This is a genomic window from Litoreibacter albidus (assembly GCF_900107015.1).
In the GTDB taxonomy this organism is placed as follows: Bacteria; Pseudomonadota; Alphaproteobacteria; order Rhodobacterales; family Rhodobacteraceae; genus Litoreibacter; species Litoreibacter albidus.
Window position 1 is genome coordinate 420472 of record NZ_FNOI01000002.1, and the last position, 18828, is coordinate 439299.

At 61.4% G+C, this 18828-nt stretch carries 19 protein-coding genes; 7 read left to right on the top strand and 12 right to left on the bottom strand.

Annotated features, from left to right (window positions below; translation table 11 throughout):
- The 3 genes from rnr to dapE are packed head-to-tail and all read right to left on the bottom strand — an operon-like array spanning position 1 to position 4016.
- On the bottom strand, positions 1 to 2244 hold the full coding sequence (gene rnr / locus BLW66_RS07110; protein ID WP_089946432.1) for a ribonuclease R: 2244 nt from the start codon (positions 2242 to 2244) through the stop codon (positions 1 to 3).
- Positions 2245 to 2275: 31 nt separating this feature from the next.
- Positions 2276 to 2875, bottom strand: coding sequence for a TIGR04282 family arsenosugar biosynthesis glycosyltransferase (locus BLW66_RS07115; RefSeq protein WP_089946433.1), 600 nt, complete (start codon positions 2873 to 2875; stop codon positions 2276 to 2278).
- Complete coding sequence (gene dapE / locus BLW66_RS07120; RefSeq protein ID WP_089946434.1) at positions 2868 to 4016, bottom strand: succinyl-diaminopimelate desuccinylase; 1149 nt, start codon at positions 4014 to 4016, stop codon at positions 2868 to 2870. The genes BLW66_RS07115 and dapE overlap by 8 nt, the downstream gene beginning before the upstream one ends.
- A gap of 296 nt (positions 4017 to 4312) precedes the next feature.
- On the opposite strand from dapE, the gene BLW66_RS07125 reads away from it, so the two are divergent.
- Positions 4313 to 5893, top strand: coding sequence for a Hint domain-containing protein (locus BLW66_RS07125; RefSeq protein ID WP_089946435.1), 1581 nt, complete (start codon positions 4313 to 4315; stop codon positions 5891 to 5893).
- A gap of 135 nt (positions 5894 to 6028) precedes the next feature.
- A complete protein-coding gene (locus BLW66_RS07130; protein WP_089946436.1) occupies positions 6029 to 6676 on the top strand; it encodes a Hint domain-containing protein in 648 nt (215 codons plus the stop codon).
- Here the strand turns inward: BLW66_RS07130 and BLW66_RS07135 are convergent.
- The gene (locus BLW66_RS07135; RefSeq protein ID WP_089946437.1) at positions 6673 to 7008 is read right to left on the bottom strand and encodes a hypothetical protein; all 336 of its coding nucleotides are present in this window, start codon (positions 7006 to 7008) and stop codon (positions 6673 to 6675) included. The genes BLW66_RS07130 and BLW66_RS07135 overlap by 4 nt on opposite strands.
- Before the next feature lie 126 nt (positions 7009 to 7134).
- On the opposite strand from BLW66_RS07135, the gene BLW66_RS07140 reads away from it, so the two are divergent.
- Entirely contained in the window at positions 7135 to 8181 is a 1047-nt protein-coding gene (locus BLW66_RS07140) for a transporter substrate-binding domain-containing protein (protein WP_089946438.1), read from the top strand.
- A 5-nt stretch (positions 8182 to 8186) separates the two neighbouring features.
- On the opposite strand, the gene dapD is transcribed toward BLW66_RS07140, so the two are convergent.
- Positions 8187 to 9014, bottom strand: coding sequence for a 2,3,4,5-tetrahydropyridine-2,6-dicarboxylate N-succinyltransferase (dapD, locus tag BLW66_RS07145; RefSeq protein WP_089946439.1), 828 nt, complete (start codon positions 9012 to 9014; stop codon positions 8187 to 8189).
- An 87-nt stretch (positions 9015 to 9101) separates the two neighbouring features.
- Between dapD and BLW66_RS07150 the strand changes: the two genes are divergently transcribed.
- A complete protein-coding gene (locus BLW66_RS07150; protein ID WP_089946440.1) occupies positions 9102 to 9914 on the top strand; it encodes an LOG family protein in 813 nt (270 codons plus the stop codon).
- Positions 9915 to 9916: 2 nt separating this feature from the next.
- On the opposite strand, the gene BLW66_RS07155 is transcribed toward BLW66_RS07150, so the two are convergent.
- The 4 genes from BLW66_RS07155 to BLW66_RS07170 form a co-directional block, all read right to left on the bottom strand.
- Complete coding sequence (locus tag BLW66_RS07155) at positions 9917 to 10801, bottom strand: esterase-like activity of phytase family protein (protein ID WP_089946441.1); 885 nt, start codon at positions 10799 to 10801, stop codon at positions 9917 to 9919.
- On the bottom strand, positions 10774 to 11655 hold the full coding sequence (mepA, locus tag BLW66_RS07160; protein ID WP_089946442.1) for a penicillin-insensitive murein endopeptidase: 882 nt from the start codon (positions 11653 to 11655) through the stop codon (positions 10774 to 10776). Before mepA ends, BLW66_RS07155 begins: the two co-directional genes overlap by 28 nt.
- Complete coding sequence (locus BLW66_RS07165; protein WP_089946443.1) at positions 11637 to 13040, bottom strand: MFS transporter; 1404 nt, start codon at positions 13038 to 13040, stop codon at positions 11637 to 11639. The genes mepA and BLW66_RS07165 overlap by 19 nt, the downstream gene beginning before the upstream one ends.
- A gap of 103 nt (positions 13041 to 13143) precedes the next feature.
- The gene (locus tag BLW66_RS07170; RefSeq protein ID WP_089946444.1) at positions 13144 to 13671 is read right to left on the bottom strand and encodes an acyl-CoA thioesterase; all 528 of its coding nucleotides are present in this window, start codon (positions 13669 to 13671) and stop codon (positions 13144 to 13146) included.
- Between the two features lie 127 nt (positions 13672 to 13798).
- On the opposite strand from BLW66_RS07170, the gene BLW66_RS07175 reads away from it, so the two are divergent.
- Positions 13799 to 14086: a YggT family protein gene (locus BLW66_RS07175; protein WP_089946445.1), complete on the top strand. Its 288-nt coding sequence runs from the start codon at positions 13799 to 13801 to the stop codon at positions 14084 to 14086.
- 17 nt (positions 14087 to 14103) lie between these two features.
- On the opposite strand, the gene msrA is transcribed toward BLW66_RS07175, so the two are convergent.
- The 3 genes from msrA to BLW66_RS07190 all read right to left on the bottom strand — a co-directional run bounded on the left by msrA (position 14104) and on the right by BLW66_RS07190 (position 16967).
- Positions 14104 to 14754: a peptide-methionine (S)-S-oxide reductase MsrA gene (gene msrA / locus BLW66_RS07180; protein WP_089946446.1), complete on the bottom strand. Its 651-nt coding sequence runs from the start codon at positions 14752 to 14754 to the stop codon at positions 14104 to 14106.
- 85 nt (positions 14755 to 14839) lie between these two features.
- Positions 14840 to 15898 (bottom strand): M48 family metallopeptidase, encoded by a 1059-nt coding sequence (locus tag BLW66_RS07185; protein WP_170833419.1) that lies wholly within the window; start codon positions 15896 to 15898, stop codon positions 14840 to 14842.
- Positions 15899 to 15902: 4 nt separating this feature from the next.
- Positions 15903 to 16967 carry a YjgN family protein gene (locus tag BLW66_RS07190; RefSeq protein WP_089946448.1) on the bottom strand — a complete coding sequence of 355 codons (1065 nt, stop codon included), beginning with the start codon at positions 16965 to 16967 and terminating at the stop codon, positions 15903 to 15905.
- 145 nt (positions 16968 to 17112) lie between these two features.
- Between BLW66_RS07190 and BLW66_RS07195 the strand changes: the two genes are divergently transcribed.
- Together BLW66_RS07195 and BLW66_RS07200 are read left to right on the top strand one after the other, a co-directional pair.
- Entirely contained in the window at positions 17113 to 18021 is a 909-nt protein-coding gene (locus tag BLW66_RS07195; RefSeq protein WP_089946449.1) for a D-amino acid aminotransferase, read from the top strand.
- Complete coding sequence (locus BLW66_RS07200) at positions 18018 to 18719, top strand: sulfotransferase-like domain-containing protein (protein WP_089946450.1); 702 nt, start codon at positions 18018 to 18020, stop codon at positions 18717 to 18719. The genes BLW66_RS07195 and BLW66_RS07200 overlap by 4 nt, the downstream gene beginning before the upstream one ends.
- Positions 18720 to 18828: the final 109 nt, after the last annotated feature.

An 18828-nucleotide genomic window follows, 5' to 3' on the forward strand; every position in this document is an offset into this window, starting at 1 on the left:
CTACGTGCGCTTGCGTTTCAGCTTCTTCTTCAGCTTGGCGCCTTTGGCTTTGAATTTGCCGGTCTTACGCCCTTCGGGTGACCCGCCACGCCCGCGCCCGCCCGTTTGCGGCAAGGCTTTGCCCTCTAGCTCCAGCAGTTCCAGCACCAATCCGCCGGTGATCGGCGTGGCCTCCGCCAAACGCGTCAAAACCCGCGCACCTAGGCCAATAACCACGCCGGACTTCTCGCCGCGCAGGGTCTGCGCGTCGCGGTCATAGGCAAAGTATTCCCGCCCCAACGTGCCAATCGGGATCAACCCGTCCGCACCGGAGCCATCCAGCTTCACAAACATCCCGAACTTGGCGATCCCGCTCACGCGGCCCTCCATCTCGGTGCCCACACGGTCCGCCAGATAGGCCGCCAGATAGCGGTCGGTCGTGTCCCGCTCCGCCACCATGGAGCGCCGCTCCGTCATCGAAATATGCTCGCCCGTGGACTTCAGGTCATCATCGACCAAACCATCCTTGCCGAACTTATGGGCCGAGATCAGCGCACGGTGCACAATCAAATCCGCATAGCGACGGATGGGCGACGTGAAATGCGCATAGTCGCGCAACGCCAGCCCGAAGTGCCCGAAGTTTTGCGGGCCGTAATACGCCTGCGTCATCGACCGTAGCGCGGAGATGTTGATCAACTCCGCCTGATCGGTGCCCGCCGCCTGCTCCAGCAGCCGGTTCAGATGCCGCGTTTGCAGCACTTGCCCCTTGGCCAGCCTCAGGCCACTGGCTTGCACAATCTCGCGTAGGGTCTCCAGCTTTTCGGGGCTGGGTTCCTCGTGAACACGGTACAACAGCGGCGTGTTACGCGCTTTCAGCTCCTCCGCGGCGCAGACATTCGCCAGCACCATGAACTCTTCAATCAGCTTATGCGCGTCCAGCCGGTCGCGGAAGGCCACGGACGTGACCTTGCCCGCGTCGTCCATCGCGATTTTGCGCTCCGGCAGGTCCAGCTCCAGCGGTTGCCGATGCTCCCGCGCGGTCTTCAACGCCTCATAGGCGGCAAACAGCGGCGCAATCACCCCCTCCATCAAGGGCGCCACCTTGTCGTTCGGAGTGCCGTCCTGGCCCTCTTGCACTTCCTCATAGTTCAGCGCCGCGGGGGAGCGCATTAACCCGCGCGTAAACCGGTGCGACAGCTTCGTGCCGTCCGCACTCAGTACCATGCGCACCGCCATGCAGGGGCGTTCCACCCCCTCATGCAACGAGCACAGATCACCCGACAATGCGTCCGGCAGCATCGGCACCACGCGGTCGGGGAAGTAGGTAGAATTGCCGCGCTTGCGCGCCTCTATATCCAGCTTGGAACCGGGCGTGACGTAATGCGCCACATCCGCAATGGCGACCCACACAACATGCCCGCCCTTGTTCTTCGGGTCATCATCCGCATGGGCATAGCACGCGTCGTCATGGTCGCGCGCGTCGCTGGGGTCGATGGTTACCAAGGGCAGGTCGCGCAGGTCCTCGCGTTTGCCCAGCGCCACTGGCTTCGCGGCCTCGGCCTCCGCCACCACATCCTCAGGGAAGGCATCAGGGATGCCGTGCTGGTGAATGGCGATCAGGGATACCGCGCGCGGCCCGTTCGGGTCGCCCAGACGCGCCAGAATGCGGGCCACGGGCAAGCCCATGCGTGATTTGGGGCCAGTTTGCTCCGCCTCTACCAACTCGCCGTCCTTCGCGCCGGACATAGCGCCCGCAGGCACCCGCCATTCCTTGCCGTCGCCCTTGTCGATTGGCGTCACGCGCCCGCCATCCGCCCCTGCGCGGAAAATGCCCAGTATCTTGTCAGGGCTTCCCGCAATGCGGCGGATCAGCCGCGCCTCATAGGCGTAATCCTCGCCCGTCACCTTGGTCAGGCGGCACAGCACGCGGTCGCCCTCGGCCAAGGCCGGATCGCCGTCCTTGTCAATGAACAGCACGCGCGGCGGCGTGTCGCCCGCCTCTACCGGCTCTAAGAACAAGTCGCCGTCGCCATCTGCGCCCGTGACACGGCACACCGACACTGGCGGCAACGCGCCATCCTCGCGGTAGGTCTTGCGCCGCTTCTCCAGATGCCCCTCGTTTTGCAGCTCCTTGAGCATGCGCTTCAGGTCAATCCGCGCAGCCCCCTTGATCCCGAAGGCGCGGGCGATGTCGCGCTTGTTGGTTTTCGTGGGATTGTCCTCGATAAAGGACAAGATATCGGCTTTGGTGGGAAGGTTTTTCATGGATACCGCCTAGCATGCCCCGCGCGGGACGTCATTGCTTCATCTTGGCATAAATATTCAAAGCGCCTAGGTCCGCCACAGTGTCGACGTCCCTTAGGGTATCGACATAGGCCACCCGCGCCCCCTGTAAAGACGCAACACTGTCGGCCAGCGCGTGCTCTGTGGACCAGCGCACCCCGTCAAACAGCCCCGCATGTCGGCGCAACCGCTTGAGCCCCACCAGCCAGAACCCGCCGTCCGGCGCGGGGCCGAACACCGCGTCACTGCGGCCCAACTCCGCGAAGGCTTTGGCAATACGCGGCCGCGTCACCTCGGGGATGTCCGCACCAATGATGCACACGGGGCCTTCCGGCATCGCGTCGAAGGCAGCCCCCATCCGGTCGCCCAGATCGCCGCGCCCCTGCGCCCAGCGCGGCAGGTCCGCAGGCCACACCCGCGATGCCAGCCCCTCGGCGTCCGGCGCGACGGCCAACACCAAGTCCCAGCGCGGGTCACGCAAGCGACGCAGCAAGCTGCGCGTCTGATGGCGAAACCACCACGCGGCCCCGACCATACCCAAATCCCGCCCCAGCCGCGTTTTAACACGGCCGGGATGCGGCTCTTTCACCATGACAACTAGGGTTTTACGCAAAATAGTCCTGCAAAATCCGGGTGTAGATACCCTTCAACTGATGCACCTGCTCCACCATCACCCGCTCATCCACTTGGTGCATGGTTTTGCCCACCAGCCCGAACTCCACCACGGGGCAGTGGTTCTTGACGAACCGCGCGTCCGACGTCCCGCCCGATGTCGACATCTCCGGCACAACGCCGGTCTCCGCCTCTACGCTTTTGGCAACCATCGCGGACAATTCGCCCGGTGGGGTCACGAAGCTTTCGCCCGACACTTGGGTGGTCATCTCAACCGTGGCACCGCTCTCGCGTGCAATCTTGTCCGCCTCCCCGCGCAGCCACGCAATCAAGCTGTCGGAACTGTGGTCGTCGTTAAACCGGATGTTCACCGTGGCGCGGCACTCCGCAGGGATGACGTTGTTGGCCGCGTTGCCCGTGTCAATCGTCGTGACAGCCAGCGTGGAGGCATCGAAGTGGTCCGTCCCCTCGTCCAGCACATGTGACGCCAAGCGGTCGACCAGCCGCGCCAACACCGGCACGGGGTTTAGCGCACGGTGCGGGTAGGCGGCATGCCCCTGCACCCCTTTAACGGTGAAATAGGCGGTCATGGAGCCACGCCGCCCGATCTTCATCATCTCCCCCATCTCGTTGGGGCACGTCGGCTCACCCACAAGGCAGGCGCTCATCGCCTCGCCTTGGGCGTCCATCCACTCCAAAAGCGCCACGGTGCCGTCCACCGCCACGCCCTCCTCGTCGCCGGTGATGGTCAGGATGATCGCGCCGTCCGGCGGCGTGTTGGTCACGTAATCCACCGCCGCAGCAGCAAAGGCAGCCACGCCGGATTTCATGTCCGTTGCGCCGCGCCCATAAAGGTAGCCGTCCTTAATTTCTGCGCCAAACGGGTCCACCGTCCACGCCGCCACGTCGCCCACGGGCACCACATCCGTGTGCCCGTTAAAGCCGAAGCTGCGGGCGTGGCCCTTGTCGCCCCAGCGGGCAAACAGGTTCGACACCTCGCCGCGGTCCACCCGCGTGCAGTCAAATCCTGCGCCTTCCAGCAGCGTTTGCAAGGTCACAAGCGCGCCGCCTTCCGCGGGGGTTACCGAGGCGCAGCGCACCAGCTTTGCCGTGAGGTCAACGGGGTCGATGGGTGGGGTCATGTCGTTCTCCGCTCAATTTGCCCCCTTCTACCGCGCCCGCAAGGTGCGGCGCAATCGCAACAGGCTCTTTGAAATTATGGCTAAAATTCGGGCAAATCACGGCGCTGGCCAAAAAAACCTTCCCTCGACGTGAAGCTGCGCGTTAACAAAGATTTAATAATATTAAGCCCGAGGCAGGGTATGCGGTCCGCAAAAGGGCCGTTCGAGCGTAAGTTTACAGAGTTCCAGTTTATATCGGGGGAGTGTCTTTCCCCTTTGTGTCTACGCTTGCCTGATCTCCGGATACGGAGGCAGTAATGGTTGCAGCATCGGAACTTCCGATCAACGAGGGCGCGTCTGCGGTGCAGATGGCCAACGAAATATTCGGCAACGGCGCGACCGTGGTCGGCGCATCCTATTCGGGGTGGTCGCAGTCATCCGGTATCTACTACAACGGCGACAGCGTCGCGCCCGGCGCGACGCCATCCGACACCGGTGTGATCCTGTCCACCGGCCGTGCCAGCCACTTCACCAACTCGCGCGGGCAGGCCAACCAAGACACCAACACCTCCACCAACACGCGCGGCCCAAACAACGACGCGCAGTTCAACGCGTTGGCGGGTACCAACACCTATGACGCGTCCATCCTGACGGTCGACTTCATCCCCGAAGGCGACACTATGTCGATCCAATTCATCTATTCCTCAGAGGAATACCCAGAGTACGTCAACTCGATCTACAACGACCTTGTGGGCGTCTGGGTCAACGGCGCGCCCGTGTCCTTGGCGGTAGGGGACGGCGATAGCGACATCGGCAACGTCAACGCCACCAACAACATGAACCTGTTCCAGAACAATTCGAACGACGACTACAACACCGAAATGGACGGCTTCACGGTGACGCTCACGCTGACGCTGAACGTTAATCCCGGCGTGGTGAACTCCATCCGCATCGGTATCGCCGACGTGGCCGACAGCAACTACGACAGTAACCTGCTCATCGCCGGCGGCTCCATCCAAAGCGATGTGTTGGCCTATGATGACGACTACGACGTGGTCCAGAACGGCAGTACGACGTTTGATGTGCTCGCCAACGATGTGGAGGGCGATGGCGGCACGCTGACCATCACCCACATCAACGGGCAGGCCGTCACCGCGGGCAGCACCGTGACATTGGCGAGCGGCGCGCAGGTCACCCTGAACGCGGACGGCACATTCGGCTATGAAAACGACCTCGATATCGAGGAAGTCAGCTTCACCTATACGACTGAGAACTCCGCAGGCGTGTCCGATACCGCCTTCGTGACGGTCAACACGATTCCCTGCTTTGTGGCAGGCACCTTGGTGCAAACCCCCTCCGGTCTGCGGCAGGTGGAGCAGCTCCAGCCCGGTGATCTGGTGACCACCAAGGACGACGGCCCGCAGCCCGTGCGCTGGATCGGCTCGCGCACCGTGGATGCCACCGCCGCGCTGGCCCCGATCCGCATCGAGGCAGGCGCATTCGGCGATCACGGCACCCTGTCGGTGTCGCCGCAACACCGCGTCCTGATCACCGATGAGATGGCCGAGGTTCTCTTTGGCTCCAAAGAGGTGCTGGTCGCCGCCAAAGACCTGATCAACGACAAAACCGTGCGCCGTGACACCACCCTGCGCGAGGTGACTTACGTGCACATCCTGTTCGACACGCATCAGGTGATCTACTCCGAGGGCCTTGCAACAGAAAGCTTCTTGCCGGGGCCGCAATCCCTGCAAAGCTTCGAGCATGACGTGATTCACGAAATCTGCACTATTTTCCCCGAGATTGACCCCATGACAGGACATGGGTACGGCGCCGCGGCGCGAACATCTTTGAAGGGCTATGAGGCGCAAGTTCTCATGGCACAGGGTTATGCCGCTTAGGATTACACCCAAATATGGCAACAATGCCGTGATTGTTCCACGGAATGACCACGCATTGCACATGCTTTGGGCACCAACGGGCGCTACTTCTTATCCATGCAAAGGTCATGTTGACCATGTGTGGGGTAGTAACGAATGAAACGTGTAAGTGTAAAACTGGAAGGGCAGGCCGCAGATTTTGGCCGTTTTGCCATGTCCGAACGAATTGCCATGCGGGCGAATGATCGCACGACCTACGGCGCGGATGTTCAAACCGCGTTCTCCAATATCAACGATCTTCCGCAGGCGCCCGCCAACACGGGTATGATGGCCCACACGCGTGTGGCCTCCCCCGATGGGCCGCGTCGCATTGACGAACTCAAAGCCGGTGCTTTGGTGCTGAACGCGCAGGGGCAAACCACCACGGTGCGCCACGTGCTGACCACGGATGCGCCGCGCAACTCCTTCATGATCCGCGCGCCTTACTTTGGGCTGGATCAGGATCTGGTGCTGGCGCCGGAGCAAAAGATCGTCATCTCCTCCGTCATCGCAGAATATCTGTTCGGGGAAGAAACCATCATGGTTCCAGTCTGGGCGCTGAACGACGGCACCAAGGTCGGCCACTATGAGACGCGCAAATCCGACCGCATGTATCAACTGCAACTCGACTCCCCCGCGCCGCTGGCCATCGGCCGCTGCGAGGTGTCCGCCCTGCACAAAACAGGCGCGACCGACGGCTACGTGCTAAGCGACGCTGAAGCCCGCTGTTTTGCCACCGAATACCGCACCGGTTTCCACAACTAGTTGCTGCCACCCTCATAGAACGCCGTAGTCTGCGCCACGACGACAGAGTTCTCGTCCAGCGCGCGCTGCATCAACGCCCGCTCTTCGTCCTCAATGTCATGACCTTCCGCCAAACGGTCATTCAGCGACCCGTAGCCCGTCACATCCAACGGAGCCAAACCGGCCTGCTTCATCAAGGCCACGGTTTCGCGCACGGCTTCCGCCTCATCCACACCGCTGGAATAGCACATCAACGCCGCACCCGACGCATGCTCCGGAAGCCCGTCCCCGTCCTTGCGGCCCACTTCGATCAGCAGGGTGTAAACTTGGTGTTTCGACTTTTCCTTGACCACGACCTGTCCTTTTAGCTTTTGGCCTCCGGTTCTCTCAATCGCAGTGAGGAGTCAAGCCACTTGCAATTATGTGCCTTCACGGTCCATCTACAGCGTCACCCAGATACCATCCACAAGGCGACCCAAATGCGCGCTCTTCTCACTGCCCTGTTGCTGCTCATGCCGCTCGCCGCGTCGGCGCAAGACCCGCTGACCATCGCCACCGTGACCCGCGCCCCCTTCTCCATGGAAAACAATGGCCGCGACACGGGGTTCGCCATCGAGCTATGGGAAATGGTCGCCAAGGATTTGGGCTTGGAATACACCTACCAACGCGCCAACAGCTTTGGCGGGATGCTTGACCTCGTGACCAGCGGCGCGGCGGACGGCGCGATCGCCAATATTTCCGTCACCGCAGAGCGCGAAGCCAAAATGGACTTCACCAAGCCCATTTTCGACAGCGGCCTCCAGATCATGGTCCCCAATGATGAGCAAGGCAGCGCCCTGCTCTCCGCGTTGGTGACCCGCGATATCGCCCTGTCCCTCTTGGCTGCCGCGGCGCTGCTCTTTGGTGGCGGCATGCTCATGTGGGTGTTCGAGCGGGGCCGCGCCGGTTACTTCGACCGCCCTGCCCGCGACGCCATGTTTCCGGCCTTTTGGTGGGCACTCAACCTTGTGGTGAACGGCGGGTTTGAGGAACGGATCCCCCAGTCACGGCCCGGTCGTTTCTTCGCCGTGGTCCTTGTTGTGGGATCTTTGTTCGTGGTGTCGATCTTTGTGGCGCAGATCACCGCCACCATGACCGTCACCGCCCTGCAAAACAGCGTCGAGTCGCTGTCCGATCTGGAAGGCAAGCGCGTCGGCACCGTCACAGGCTCCACCGCCAGCGCGTTCCTCTCGGCCCGCGACATGCAGCACGCCAGCTACGACGATCTGGACGAAATGTTAGATACGTTCAGCGAAGGCGAGTTGGACGCGGTGTTCTTCGACAAACCGATCCTCGCCTATTACGCCGCCAATGACGGGTACGGGAACGCGCGCCTGATAGAGCGCACGTTCAAGCCGGAAAACTACGCGATGGCGCTCCCAACCGGCAGCCCCTTGCGCGAGCAGATTGACCAAAGCCTGCTAAGAATACGCGAAAACGGTGAATATGACCGCCTTCGCGCAAAATGGTTTGGCACGGCCCGCTAGGCCGCTTAGTCGCGCAGCAACTCGTTGATGCCGGTCTTGGAGCGCGTCTTGGCGTCCACCCGCTTCACGATCACGGCGCAGTACAGGTTCACACCGTTTTTCGACGGCATGGAGCCCGCAACAACCACCGAGTAAGGCGGCACTTCGCCGTACATCACTTCGCCGGTTTCGCGGTCCACGATCTTGGTGGATTGGCCGATAAACACGCCCATGCCCAAAACCGCGCCTTCGCGCACGATGCAGCCTTCAACAACTTCGGAACGCGCGCCGATGAAGCAGTTGTCCTCAATGATCGTCGGGCCAGCCTGCATAGGCTCCAAAACGCCGCCGATACCAACACCGCCGGACAGGTGCACGTTCTTGCCGATCTGCGCGCAGGAGCCAACCGTGGCCCATGTATCAACCATCGTGCCCTCTTCGACGTGGGCCCCAAGGTTCACGAAGGACGGCATCAACACCACGCCCGGCGCGATGTAGGCAGATTTGCGCACGATGCAGTTCGGCACAGCGCGAAAACCTGCGGCTTTCCACTGGCTGTCGCCCCAGCCTTTGAACTTGCTGTCGACCTTGTCCCACCAGCCAGCGCCTTGCGGGCCGCCGTCTTGCTGCTCCATATCTTTGATGCGGAAGCCCAGCAGAACGGCCTTCTTGGCCCACTGGTTTACGTGCCAAGACCCGTCGTCCTGCTTCTCCGCCACGCGCAGCTTGCCGCTGTCCAGCGCGTTCAGCGTATCTTCGATAGCGTCACGTGTTTCGCCGGTTGTGGCGGGCGTAATCGTGTCACGTGCCTCCCAAGCGGCCTCGATAGCAGTCTCTAGCTGAGCGTTGGACATATGCGGTTCCCTCAATCGTGTCTGGTTTCAACGGTTGATCGCCTATAGACCAAAAAGACGCACACGCGCAATGAAGAGGCAGACGATATGAAAGACGACAACCGCAAGCACCCCATGCGCCACTCTCGGCAGGACATGGAGGAGGTCAAGCAGATCCCCGACACGCCGCAAACGCGGTCCCCTGCCTATGCCCTTGCGTTTACCGACAACGACTTCATGTGCCGCGACGAGCTGCGCCCCGTGCGGTTGCAACTGGAACTGCTGAAACCCCAGCTGATGATGGACGAGGCCGGCATCGAGTCGACAATCGTTCTGTTCGGCGGCGCCCGCATCCCAGAGCCCGCCAAGAAGTCCACCGCCCGCACCTCCACATTGGCGGAGCTGTCAAAATACTATGAAGAGGCCCGTCGTTTTGCGCAGATCATGACCGCGCGCTCCGACGGGACGCGCAACGTGATCTGCACCGGCGGCGGCCCCGGCGTTATGGAAGCAGGCAACCGTGGTGCGCTGGATGCAGGCGGGCGCTCCGTCGGTCTAAACATCGTGCTGCCGCACGAGCAGGCCCCGAACGAATACGTCACGCCGGAGCTATGCTTCAACTTCCACTACTTCGCGATCCGCAAGATGCACTTCCTGATGCGCGCCAGCGCGGTCACCGTGTTCCCGGGCGGCTTCGGCACGCTGGATGAAACCTTCGAGGCCCTGACCTTGATCCAGACCGGCCGCATGCAACGCGTGCCGTTCGTGCTGTTCGGGGAGATGTTCTGGCGCTCTATCATTAACTGGGACGCCCTGTCAGAGGCAGGCACCATCGCCGCCGAAGATCTGGAGCTGTTCCACTTCGTGGAAACCGCCGAAGAAGCCATCGCCATCATCGACGCGCATCAGGCCAACACCTAGGCTCACTGCACCAGACGGTACTCCACCAGCTCTGTGCGCTGGAAAAACTTGAAGTTGTCGTCGGATATCATCGTCACACGGATCACCCCTTCGGGGGTGGCCCACACCGCCAGACCTTCCAAATTGTCATGCGTGCCCGGCGTGGTGCGCAAAATCTCGCGCTCATCGCTCAGCGCGTTGCGCTCCAGCTTGAAGCTGCGCACCCGCGACGCAAACCCGTTCAGTCCCGCAAGCTCCCGCTCCAGCAGATACAGCCGCCCGTCGGGGCCGAAGTCCGCCCCCACGGGCAGAAACCCGTCGCGGCGCGGGATGCTCAAGGCTCGGTCCCAGCGTCCGTTGCGCAGGCGAAACACAGGGAACGGACGGTTCAGATCGCCAGACCGTTCCGGCATGGTGTAAAGCACCCCCGCGCCGTCAATCGCCAAAGCCTCCAGCGACGAATTGCTTTGCAAAGTGCTGCGCCAAGGCAGCTCCGGCAGGGCCTTCGCCGCGCCTTGGGTGCTGTCATACGCCAAGACGCGGTGCGTCCCCTCGAACGAAATATAGATCGTCCCGTCCGGCGCAATCGCCAGCCCTTCGGCGTCGGTGCGGTAGCTGCGCAGCGGGGCACCGTCGGTGTTTTGTATCCGCTCGAACCGCAGGTTATCGACGCCGCGAATACGCCCGCCATCGCGCACGATCCGCCCCTCCGCGATCATCCCTTTGTCCGACGTCGTGGTAAAGCTGGTGCCATCGCGCGTCAGCTCCAGTGACGAAAACCCGCCGAACCCGTCCACAGGATCATTCCACACATACCGGCTCACGAACTCCAGCGACTGCGCCCCCGCAGCCCCCGCAGTCAGCCAGACAGCAGCAACAGCTACTTGGAGTTCAGAACGCCAACACATGCTTTTGGCAAATCCGCTAACCGCAATTCACCGCGTTTTTTGGCGGTGGCTTTAGGTGGGTTTTTCGGTGGGGGCGGTGGGTTCAGGATGTTGTTCACCCACTGCTGCGCATCCGCGCACCCGTCGCCCGGTGGCGGTGGCGCTTGGTCAACACACCCGCGAGAGCCTTTGGGGCAGCTCAGGCGCACGTGAAAATGGTAGTGGTGCCCCCACCAAGGCCGGATTTTACGCAGCCAAGCGCGCTTGCGTTTGCTGCGCGCCTTCTCGTCTTTGCACATCTGCACCTTCGCGCCGGGGAACACAAAGATACGTGCAACGCGCGGGTCGCTTGCCGCGGCTTTCAGAATTTCATGGTGCGCGCGGGTCCATTTGTCGTTCACAAATGCCCCGCCCGCCCGACGCATCGAAATCGCCGAGATGTTTTCGCGCTGGTTGCGGTTCAGGTTCACGCGGCCAACAGGGTTCATCCAGATGTCAGCGTCCAACCCCAATTGGTGGCTGCGGTGCCCCGTCAGCATCGGGCCGCCCCGTGGCTGCGAGAAGTCGCCGAAGTACAAGCCCTTCCAGCCTTGTTTGACGGCAACGCGGCTCAGCTTAACGGAAAAGTCGATCAGGTCCGGATGGCCCCAGTTGCGGTTGCGCGACAGGCGCATGGATTGCCACGTGGGGCCGGTTTCGGGCATTTGTACCAAGCCGGCGGCGCAACCTTTGGCGTAGGATCCATAGGCCGCCGCTTTCTGGGCAGAGCCATCCCGCTGGGCGCCGAAGTACTGCTTGGCCAGCTTTTCTGCGCTGGCGGTTCCGGCCATGCAGACCACCGCCAATGCCGCCCCTATCAGATGTCGGAATCCCATACTGCGTCGTCCTCTCCGTCTGGTTTCACCCAGAGTAACAGGACCAGCCCCAAAAGAAAGAGCCCGATAAGCGGAGTCACGCCAATCCGTTGCGATCCCGTGATCATCGTCACCAAGGCGATCAACCCCGGCGCCAGGAAAGACGTCGCCTTACCCGCCAGCGCATAAAGGCCGAAGGCCTCGGTCATGCGGTGCGGGTTGGCTTGGCGCACCATCATCGTGCGCGACGCGGATTGAATGGTCCCGCCCGCAGCGCCCACCAGAATACCCGCCAGATAAAACGCAATGTCAGACGCCGTGCGCCCCGCGATCAGGCCCGCGTCCGAAACCGGCACGCCGTAGATCGAAGTCGGCGTGATCATCACGATGGAAATCGCGGCAATGATCAGCCAGAAAATCGACACAAGGATCACTGGCTTCGGCCCTTTGCGGCTGTCCGCCCGACCGCCCACATAGGCCGCCAACGCGCCCGCGATCACCGCTAGAATGCCGAACACGCCGACGTCCACAACGCTCCAGTCCAGCACACCCACGGCGTAGACGCCGCCGAAGGTATACATGCCGTTCAACGCGTCGCGGTACAGCATGGAGGAGCCGAGATAGCTCGCAAGGCTCGGGCTTTGCGGCAATTTGCGAATCGTGCGCACAAGGCTGCGCAACCCCGCGGTGATAACGCCTTTGGTGCGCACGGGCCGGTCTTTGGGGTCGCGGACCCAAACGAAGAACGGCACCATGAAAACAATGAACCACAAGGCCGAGAACACCCCAACAAAACGTGTGCCCTCCCGCGCGGCGGGGTCCAATCCGCCCAGCGGTGCAATGCCGATCAACGTGCGCCCTTGGCTGTTCTCCGCCAGAAAAACCAAGGCAAGGATCAGCGCCAGAAAGCCGCCCAGATACCCCATTGCCCAGCCGGAGCCGGAGATGCGCCCGATCTCTTCGCGGGTGCCCAGTTCGGGTAACATCGCGTTGGTGAAGATCGTGGCGAACTCCATGCCGACCAATCCGACGATGAACAGCCCCATGACCAACGGCAGGTGAAACCCTTGGGGGTCCGCCAGCCATGTGCCAGCCGCGCCGATGACATAAAGCAGCGAGAACACCCAGATAAACGGCATCCGGCGGCCGGTGCTGTCGGCCACGGCCCCCAGCACCGGGGCGGAGAACGCGATAAGCAGGCCGGAAATCGTCAGCGCCCAACCCCACAGGCTTTGCGCGTTGGCTTTGGCAAGCTTTTCCGACATGCCGCCAAGCATGTATTGATTGGTCACGACCTCGGCGAAGAAAGGGCCGAAAATGAACGTCAAAAGCAAGGTATTATACGGTTGGGAGGCCCAATCGAACATAAACCAGCCCCAAATACGCTTGGTCGCAGACGTCGCCATATCGTCAAAATTCCTAGTTTGTCACCCTTGACCTACGGCCATCGGGCGACGTGAAGCAAGGAATAACTTACCTTGAAAAATTGACGTAAACGTAAACCAGAACCTAAAATGGCGGCCACGGACGGGTAGATTCGGCCTCGATCCACGCCTTTATCCAAGCGGGCGTTTCCGGCGTATCCATCGACAGTTCCAGCGCGCCCATAACCTGTTGCGGTGGGACGATGCCGTTTTTGCCCGTCACGGCAGAGCGGTACAACACATGCGACGTGGCTTCGCCGCGTACCCGCATGGACTGCTCCAGATACAAAAACTTGTCGTCCCAGCACACTGCCCGCGACCGCATCTCAATGCGGTCAAACATGCGCACGCGGCGGCGATACCGCACCGAGGCCCCCGCCATCGTCAGCCCCCAACCGTTTGCCTTCAGCACCTTGATCAGCCCGACACGACCGGCCAGCGGCAACCGCCCCAGATCGTAAATGGTCAGCGTCCGCCCGTTGTTCAGCTCGCGCCACAGGTCCAGATCCCAAGGCCAGCAAATGTGGTGGGACACATGCGTGTCGAGCGGCCCCAAAGGCGCGTCATTCCGGTGGCGGAAAAATTGATAAATCAGGCGGATAAATGGAAACATGTCGACTCCTTCGTTGCGCCGACACATGCCCTAATTGGCACCAACGTCAACCAAGACATCGCGTCACACCTTGCGCGTAGGGGCCACCGCGCTTACCTAGTCCGCAACCTTTAAGCGGAGTGCCTGAATGACAAGCCTGTTCCAAATCCTGATGATGATCCTCGGCGTGGTCCGCACAGTGATCATCATTCATTTCATCATGAGCTGGCTTATCAGTTTCGGCGTCCTCAACATCCGCCAGCCTGTCGTCGCCCAAATCTGGGACGGGCTGAACCGCCTGCTGGAGCCGCTCTACGGCCCGATCCGCCGCATGCTGCCGCAAATGGGCGGGATTGATCTAAGCCCCGTCGTCGCCCTTCTGGGCATCTACGCGATCCAGATCATCCTGACCAACAACGCCGCGCTATTCTACTAAGCGCGGCGCGCTAAGCGTTAGTGGGCAAAGGGCGCGGCTTTGCCCCATAGCTGTTTCACCCGCTGATCGCGGCCACAGGCGTCGCGGTACTTCTTGTACGCCACCGCCTTGGAGCGCGGGCCGAACCGCGTGATGATGATCTTGTCCTGCTTGTAGTAATCCTGATGATAGGCCTCCGCCGGATAGAAGGTCGCCGCGTCGCGGATAGGGGTCACGATCTTCTGGCCCAGCGCCGCCTCCGCGTCCGCCTTGGAGGCTTCCGCCGCCTTGCGCTCCGCCGCGCTGCTCACGAAAATTGCGGTGGCGTAGCTTTCGCCACGGTCGCAAAACTGCCCGCCCGCATCCGTTGGGTCAACGGAGCGAAAGAACAGATCATAAAGCGCCTTCGGGTCGATTTTGGACGGGTCGTAGTCGATCTCCACCGCTTCCAGATGGCCCGTGCCGCCGCCCACAACCTGCTTGTAGCTGGGGTTCTTGACCCGTCCGCCGGTAAAGCCGGAGACCACTTCGTTCACGCCTTTGACCGTCTCGAAGTCACTTTCCACGCACCAGAAGCAGCCCCCCGCCACGGTAATTTTCGCGGCCTCGGCCTGTTGGGCGGACAAGGTGCCGATTGAGGTAACGGCAAGGATCGCGGCGCTGCGCAACAGCGTGTCGGTTAGGTGCATGGGGCTCTCCTAAAGGGGTGCGGATGCGCTGAGAGCTACACCGCCCGCGCCCCAAATCAACTAAAGTCGTCGTGAGGTGACGTGATCAAAGCCCGTCGATATAGGCGTCGATCGCCTCGACCCGCGCCGCACTGGAGGGGTGGGTGGACTTCCATTGCGGCGGCTCGCTATCGCCAAATCTGCCGTCCAACTCCTTGAAGAAGCGCTTCAGACCCGCAGGATCGAAACCGGAGGCCTTCGACAGCTTCAGCCCGAATTCGTCGGCCTCGGTTTCCTGCGCGCGGCTGAACGACAGCGACAGCAGCACGTTCCCCTCCAGCACCACATCCTCAAGGATCGGCCCGACGTCCCCCGCAAGGAAGGCGATCAGAACATACATGCTCAGCGACCGGTAAATCCGTTTCAGCCCGTGCTGCTCCACCACATGCCCGATCTCGTGGCCCAGCACGCCCGCCATCACGTCCGTGTCGGGGAAGTCCTTCACGAAGGCGTCTGTCATCAACATCGTGCCGCCCGGCAAGGCGAAGGCGTTCGGCCCCATGCCTGGCACATCGCGGAACAGCAATTCAAAGCTGTGCGTGCGGCGCACATCGTCCGGCAAGGCGTTCACCAAGCGTCGGTACACCTTTTCCACGTCGCGCTTTTGGGTGTCGGTTAGTTTGGAGGGCGCGGCCATGGTGAAATCCATGGTCTGCATGGTGCCCACGTCAATCTGCTCAATCACGGCGGGCGGGGTCACGGCAATCGCGGCGGCGGCCATGATGTCCAACCCGTAGCGCCACAGCACCCACGCCGCGGCCAAGCACAGGGCCACCACGCCGAACAGGCGGGAATTGAAGCCCTCGTAGTGATGCAGCAGTGATCCCCGCGTCTGGCCGGTTAAGGCCTCAATCGCGGCGTGGTCCGTGGTTTCGAACACCGCCCCGTCGGGGAAGGTCACTTTGCGCGGGGCGCTGCCCAGCGGCGGGTCAATCACCAAATCCGACAGATAGGCGCTGGCCAGCACCGCACGCTCGTCGTTTTGCATATCGACCCAAAGGTCTTCGCCGCCCTCGCGTGTGACAAGTCGCGCGGGTTGGCGGTACGAGGAACGCGCCGCAAATGCGTGGCCACGAAGGCCCGGAAGATGCGGCGCGTTTCTCATTGGCTTAGATCGGCAGGCCGACGTCGATGCCTTCAAGGTCGGTGTAGGCATCCCCGATTGCGCCGCCAGCTTCTTGCTGCTGGGTCACGAAGTCATCCATGGAGCCGCCCGGAATAAAGCCCGTGTGCGACGCCAGATAGCGCGACATCCGCACCTGCGCCCAAGGCAGCATCAGGAACAACGTGAACACCACGACGATCATATTCGTCACGGCCAGCCACAACAATTGCGGCGCGGTCACATTGGACGCGAAACGGTGGCCGCCTTCCAAGGTTGTGTTGTTGTAAACGACATTTCGGGTCATCGCTTGGTAGATGAACGCGGCGGGCAGGAAGGCAATGAAGAACAGCAGGTAGAACAGGCCTACAATGGCAGCCCCTTGACCGGGATCATTGTCCATACTCTCCATGGCATATGCGAACTCTGCAAAGTTGAACCCTGTCAGCAAGACGCCGATAAGCCCTGTAACGATGATCCACGCGATGGCCACAAGGAACGCCTTGTAGAACGGCCCAAGGGCCGCATCCATTTTGAACTTCGCCTGACCCAGCTTGTGGTTGTCGATTGAGAAGCGCTTCATCGCGCGATCCCAGATCGGGAAGGTCGTATAAAGCGTCAGCGCCATGAGCAGCGGGTACACAAGGAACGTCATAAACGCCTGCCCGACAGTGCCCACAAACCCGAACCGCACGTTGGAAAAGCTGGTCATTCGCGCATTAAAAATCATGGAGCGCACGATCAGCCACGGGTAGGCGAACAGCAACCCGATCAGCAAGATCAGGCCCAAGGCGGGCAGGATCGCAGTGATAATCTGAAACACCACCACCGCGGCAATCACGATCAAACGACCGATCAGGATTTGTTTGCCTGTGGCGTGGTAGTCGAAGTTGCGGCCTTCGACGTAGGTGTGGTTGTGAAAATACTTCTTCGTGCGGACTTTGGCCCAAGCCGAGTAAATCCCCAGCGTCACGATGCTCAAAAGCAGGTTAACGATCCAGATGCCGAACCATTCTTTGGCGTTCCCGGTAAACTCGAACGGCTTTGCGTCCGCTGGTAAACTCTCACTCATTGTAAAATGCCCTTTGGCTAATAGGAATAATATCCCCGATTAATAGCCAAGACCAAGCCGTTTGGGAATCCCCTAAGCTTGCCGTGTATTTTTCTGGCCCCCGCAGAACTTTCGCGCTTTAGTCCCGCTCAACAGGAGGCCCTATATGACTGATCACCAAACCACCCACCAAGCCGAGGAAGACGCCCGCAACGACAAGATTTTGATCTACGTGGATGGCCAGTTGAAACCCAAGGCCGAGGCCACGGTGTCCGTCTATGACAGCGGCTTCATGCTGGGGGACGGCGTTTGGGAGGGGCTCCGCCTTTATAATGGCACATGGGCCTTCGTGGACGAACACATCGACCGTCTGTTCGAGGCCGCCAAAGCCATTGATCTGGACATCGGCATGGACCGCGACGGCGTCATCGCCGCGCTGGAGCAAACTCGCGAGGCCAACGGCATGACCACCGACGCCCACGCCCGCCTGATGGTCACGCGCGGGGTCAAGCACCGCCCGTTCCAGCACCCTGCCCTGTCACGGTCCGGCCCGACGTTCGTGATCATCATGGAGCATTCCAAACCCAAACTGCCCCGCCCGATCCGGCTGGCCACGGTGCCGCACCTGCGCGGCTTGCCCATGACGCAAGACCCGAAGCTCAATTCCCACAGTAAGCTGAACTGCATCCTTGCCTGCATCGCCGCCGAAAAAGCTGGCGCCGACGAGGCGCTGATGCTGGACGTGAACGGCTTCGTGAACACCACCAACGCCTGCAACTTCTTCATCGTCAAGAAAGGCGCGGTTTGGACGTCAACGGGCGACTACTGCATGAACGGCATCACCCGCCAGAAGGTCATCGACCTGTGCCATGCCAACGGCATTCCGTGCTATGAACGCAACTTCTCCCTTGTGGACACCTATGCCGCCGAGGAGGCGTTTTTGACCGGCACATTCGGCGCGCAAACACCCGTGTCCGAAATCGACGGGCGCGTGATTGGCACGGGGGAGCTTGGCCCCGTCACAACGCGCCTTCGGGCGCTTTACAAAGAGTTAATCGAAAGCACAGCCCCATGAAAATCGCCATGTGGTCCGGTCCGCGCAATCTGTCGACGGCGATGATGTATAGCTTCGGCAACCGCCCTGACTTCACCGCCGTGGACGAGCCGTTTTACGGTGCCTACCTGCATGCCACGGGGCTGACACACCCGATGGGCGCGGAGGTTATCGCGTCGCAAGAGACCGACCCCAAGCAGGTCGCCGCAGCCTGCGCGGCGGACCCCGCACAGCACCGGTATATGAAGCACATGCCGCATCACATGCTGGACGGCGTGCCGCTGGACTGGACGCAGGATTGCGTCAACGTTCACCTGATCCGCCACCCCGCCCGCGTCATCGCCAGCTACGCCGCCAAGCGCGAGAACCCGACGCTGGAGGATATAGGCTATGTCCAGCAAACCGCGCTCTACGACAAGATCGGCGGCTTGGTGATCGACAGCCACGACATTCGCGAAAACCCTGAGGCGGCCCTGCGGGTTTTATGCGATGCGATCGACCTGCCGTTTGATGCGTCTATGCTGCATTGGCCTGCGGGGCCGAAGCCCTTCGACGGGGTTTGGGCGTCGCATTGGTACGGGGCGGTTCACCGCTCCACCGGCTTCGCAGGGGCGGAGGGACCGCTGCCCGAATTGTCCAGCGACGCCGCAAAACTATGCCAAGAGGCCTTGCCGCATTACGACGCGCTGAAAGCACGCAAACTGCTAATCACCTCATAAAACGCGGGGTTTTGATCCGATTAGATTTACCGTTCAGCAACACCTGTAAACGCTGGGCGGGAATATTCAGCCAGATCAACCGAAGATAGTTAACGGCAATTCGTCCAAG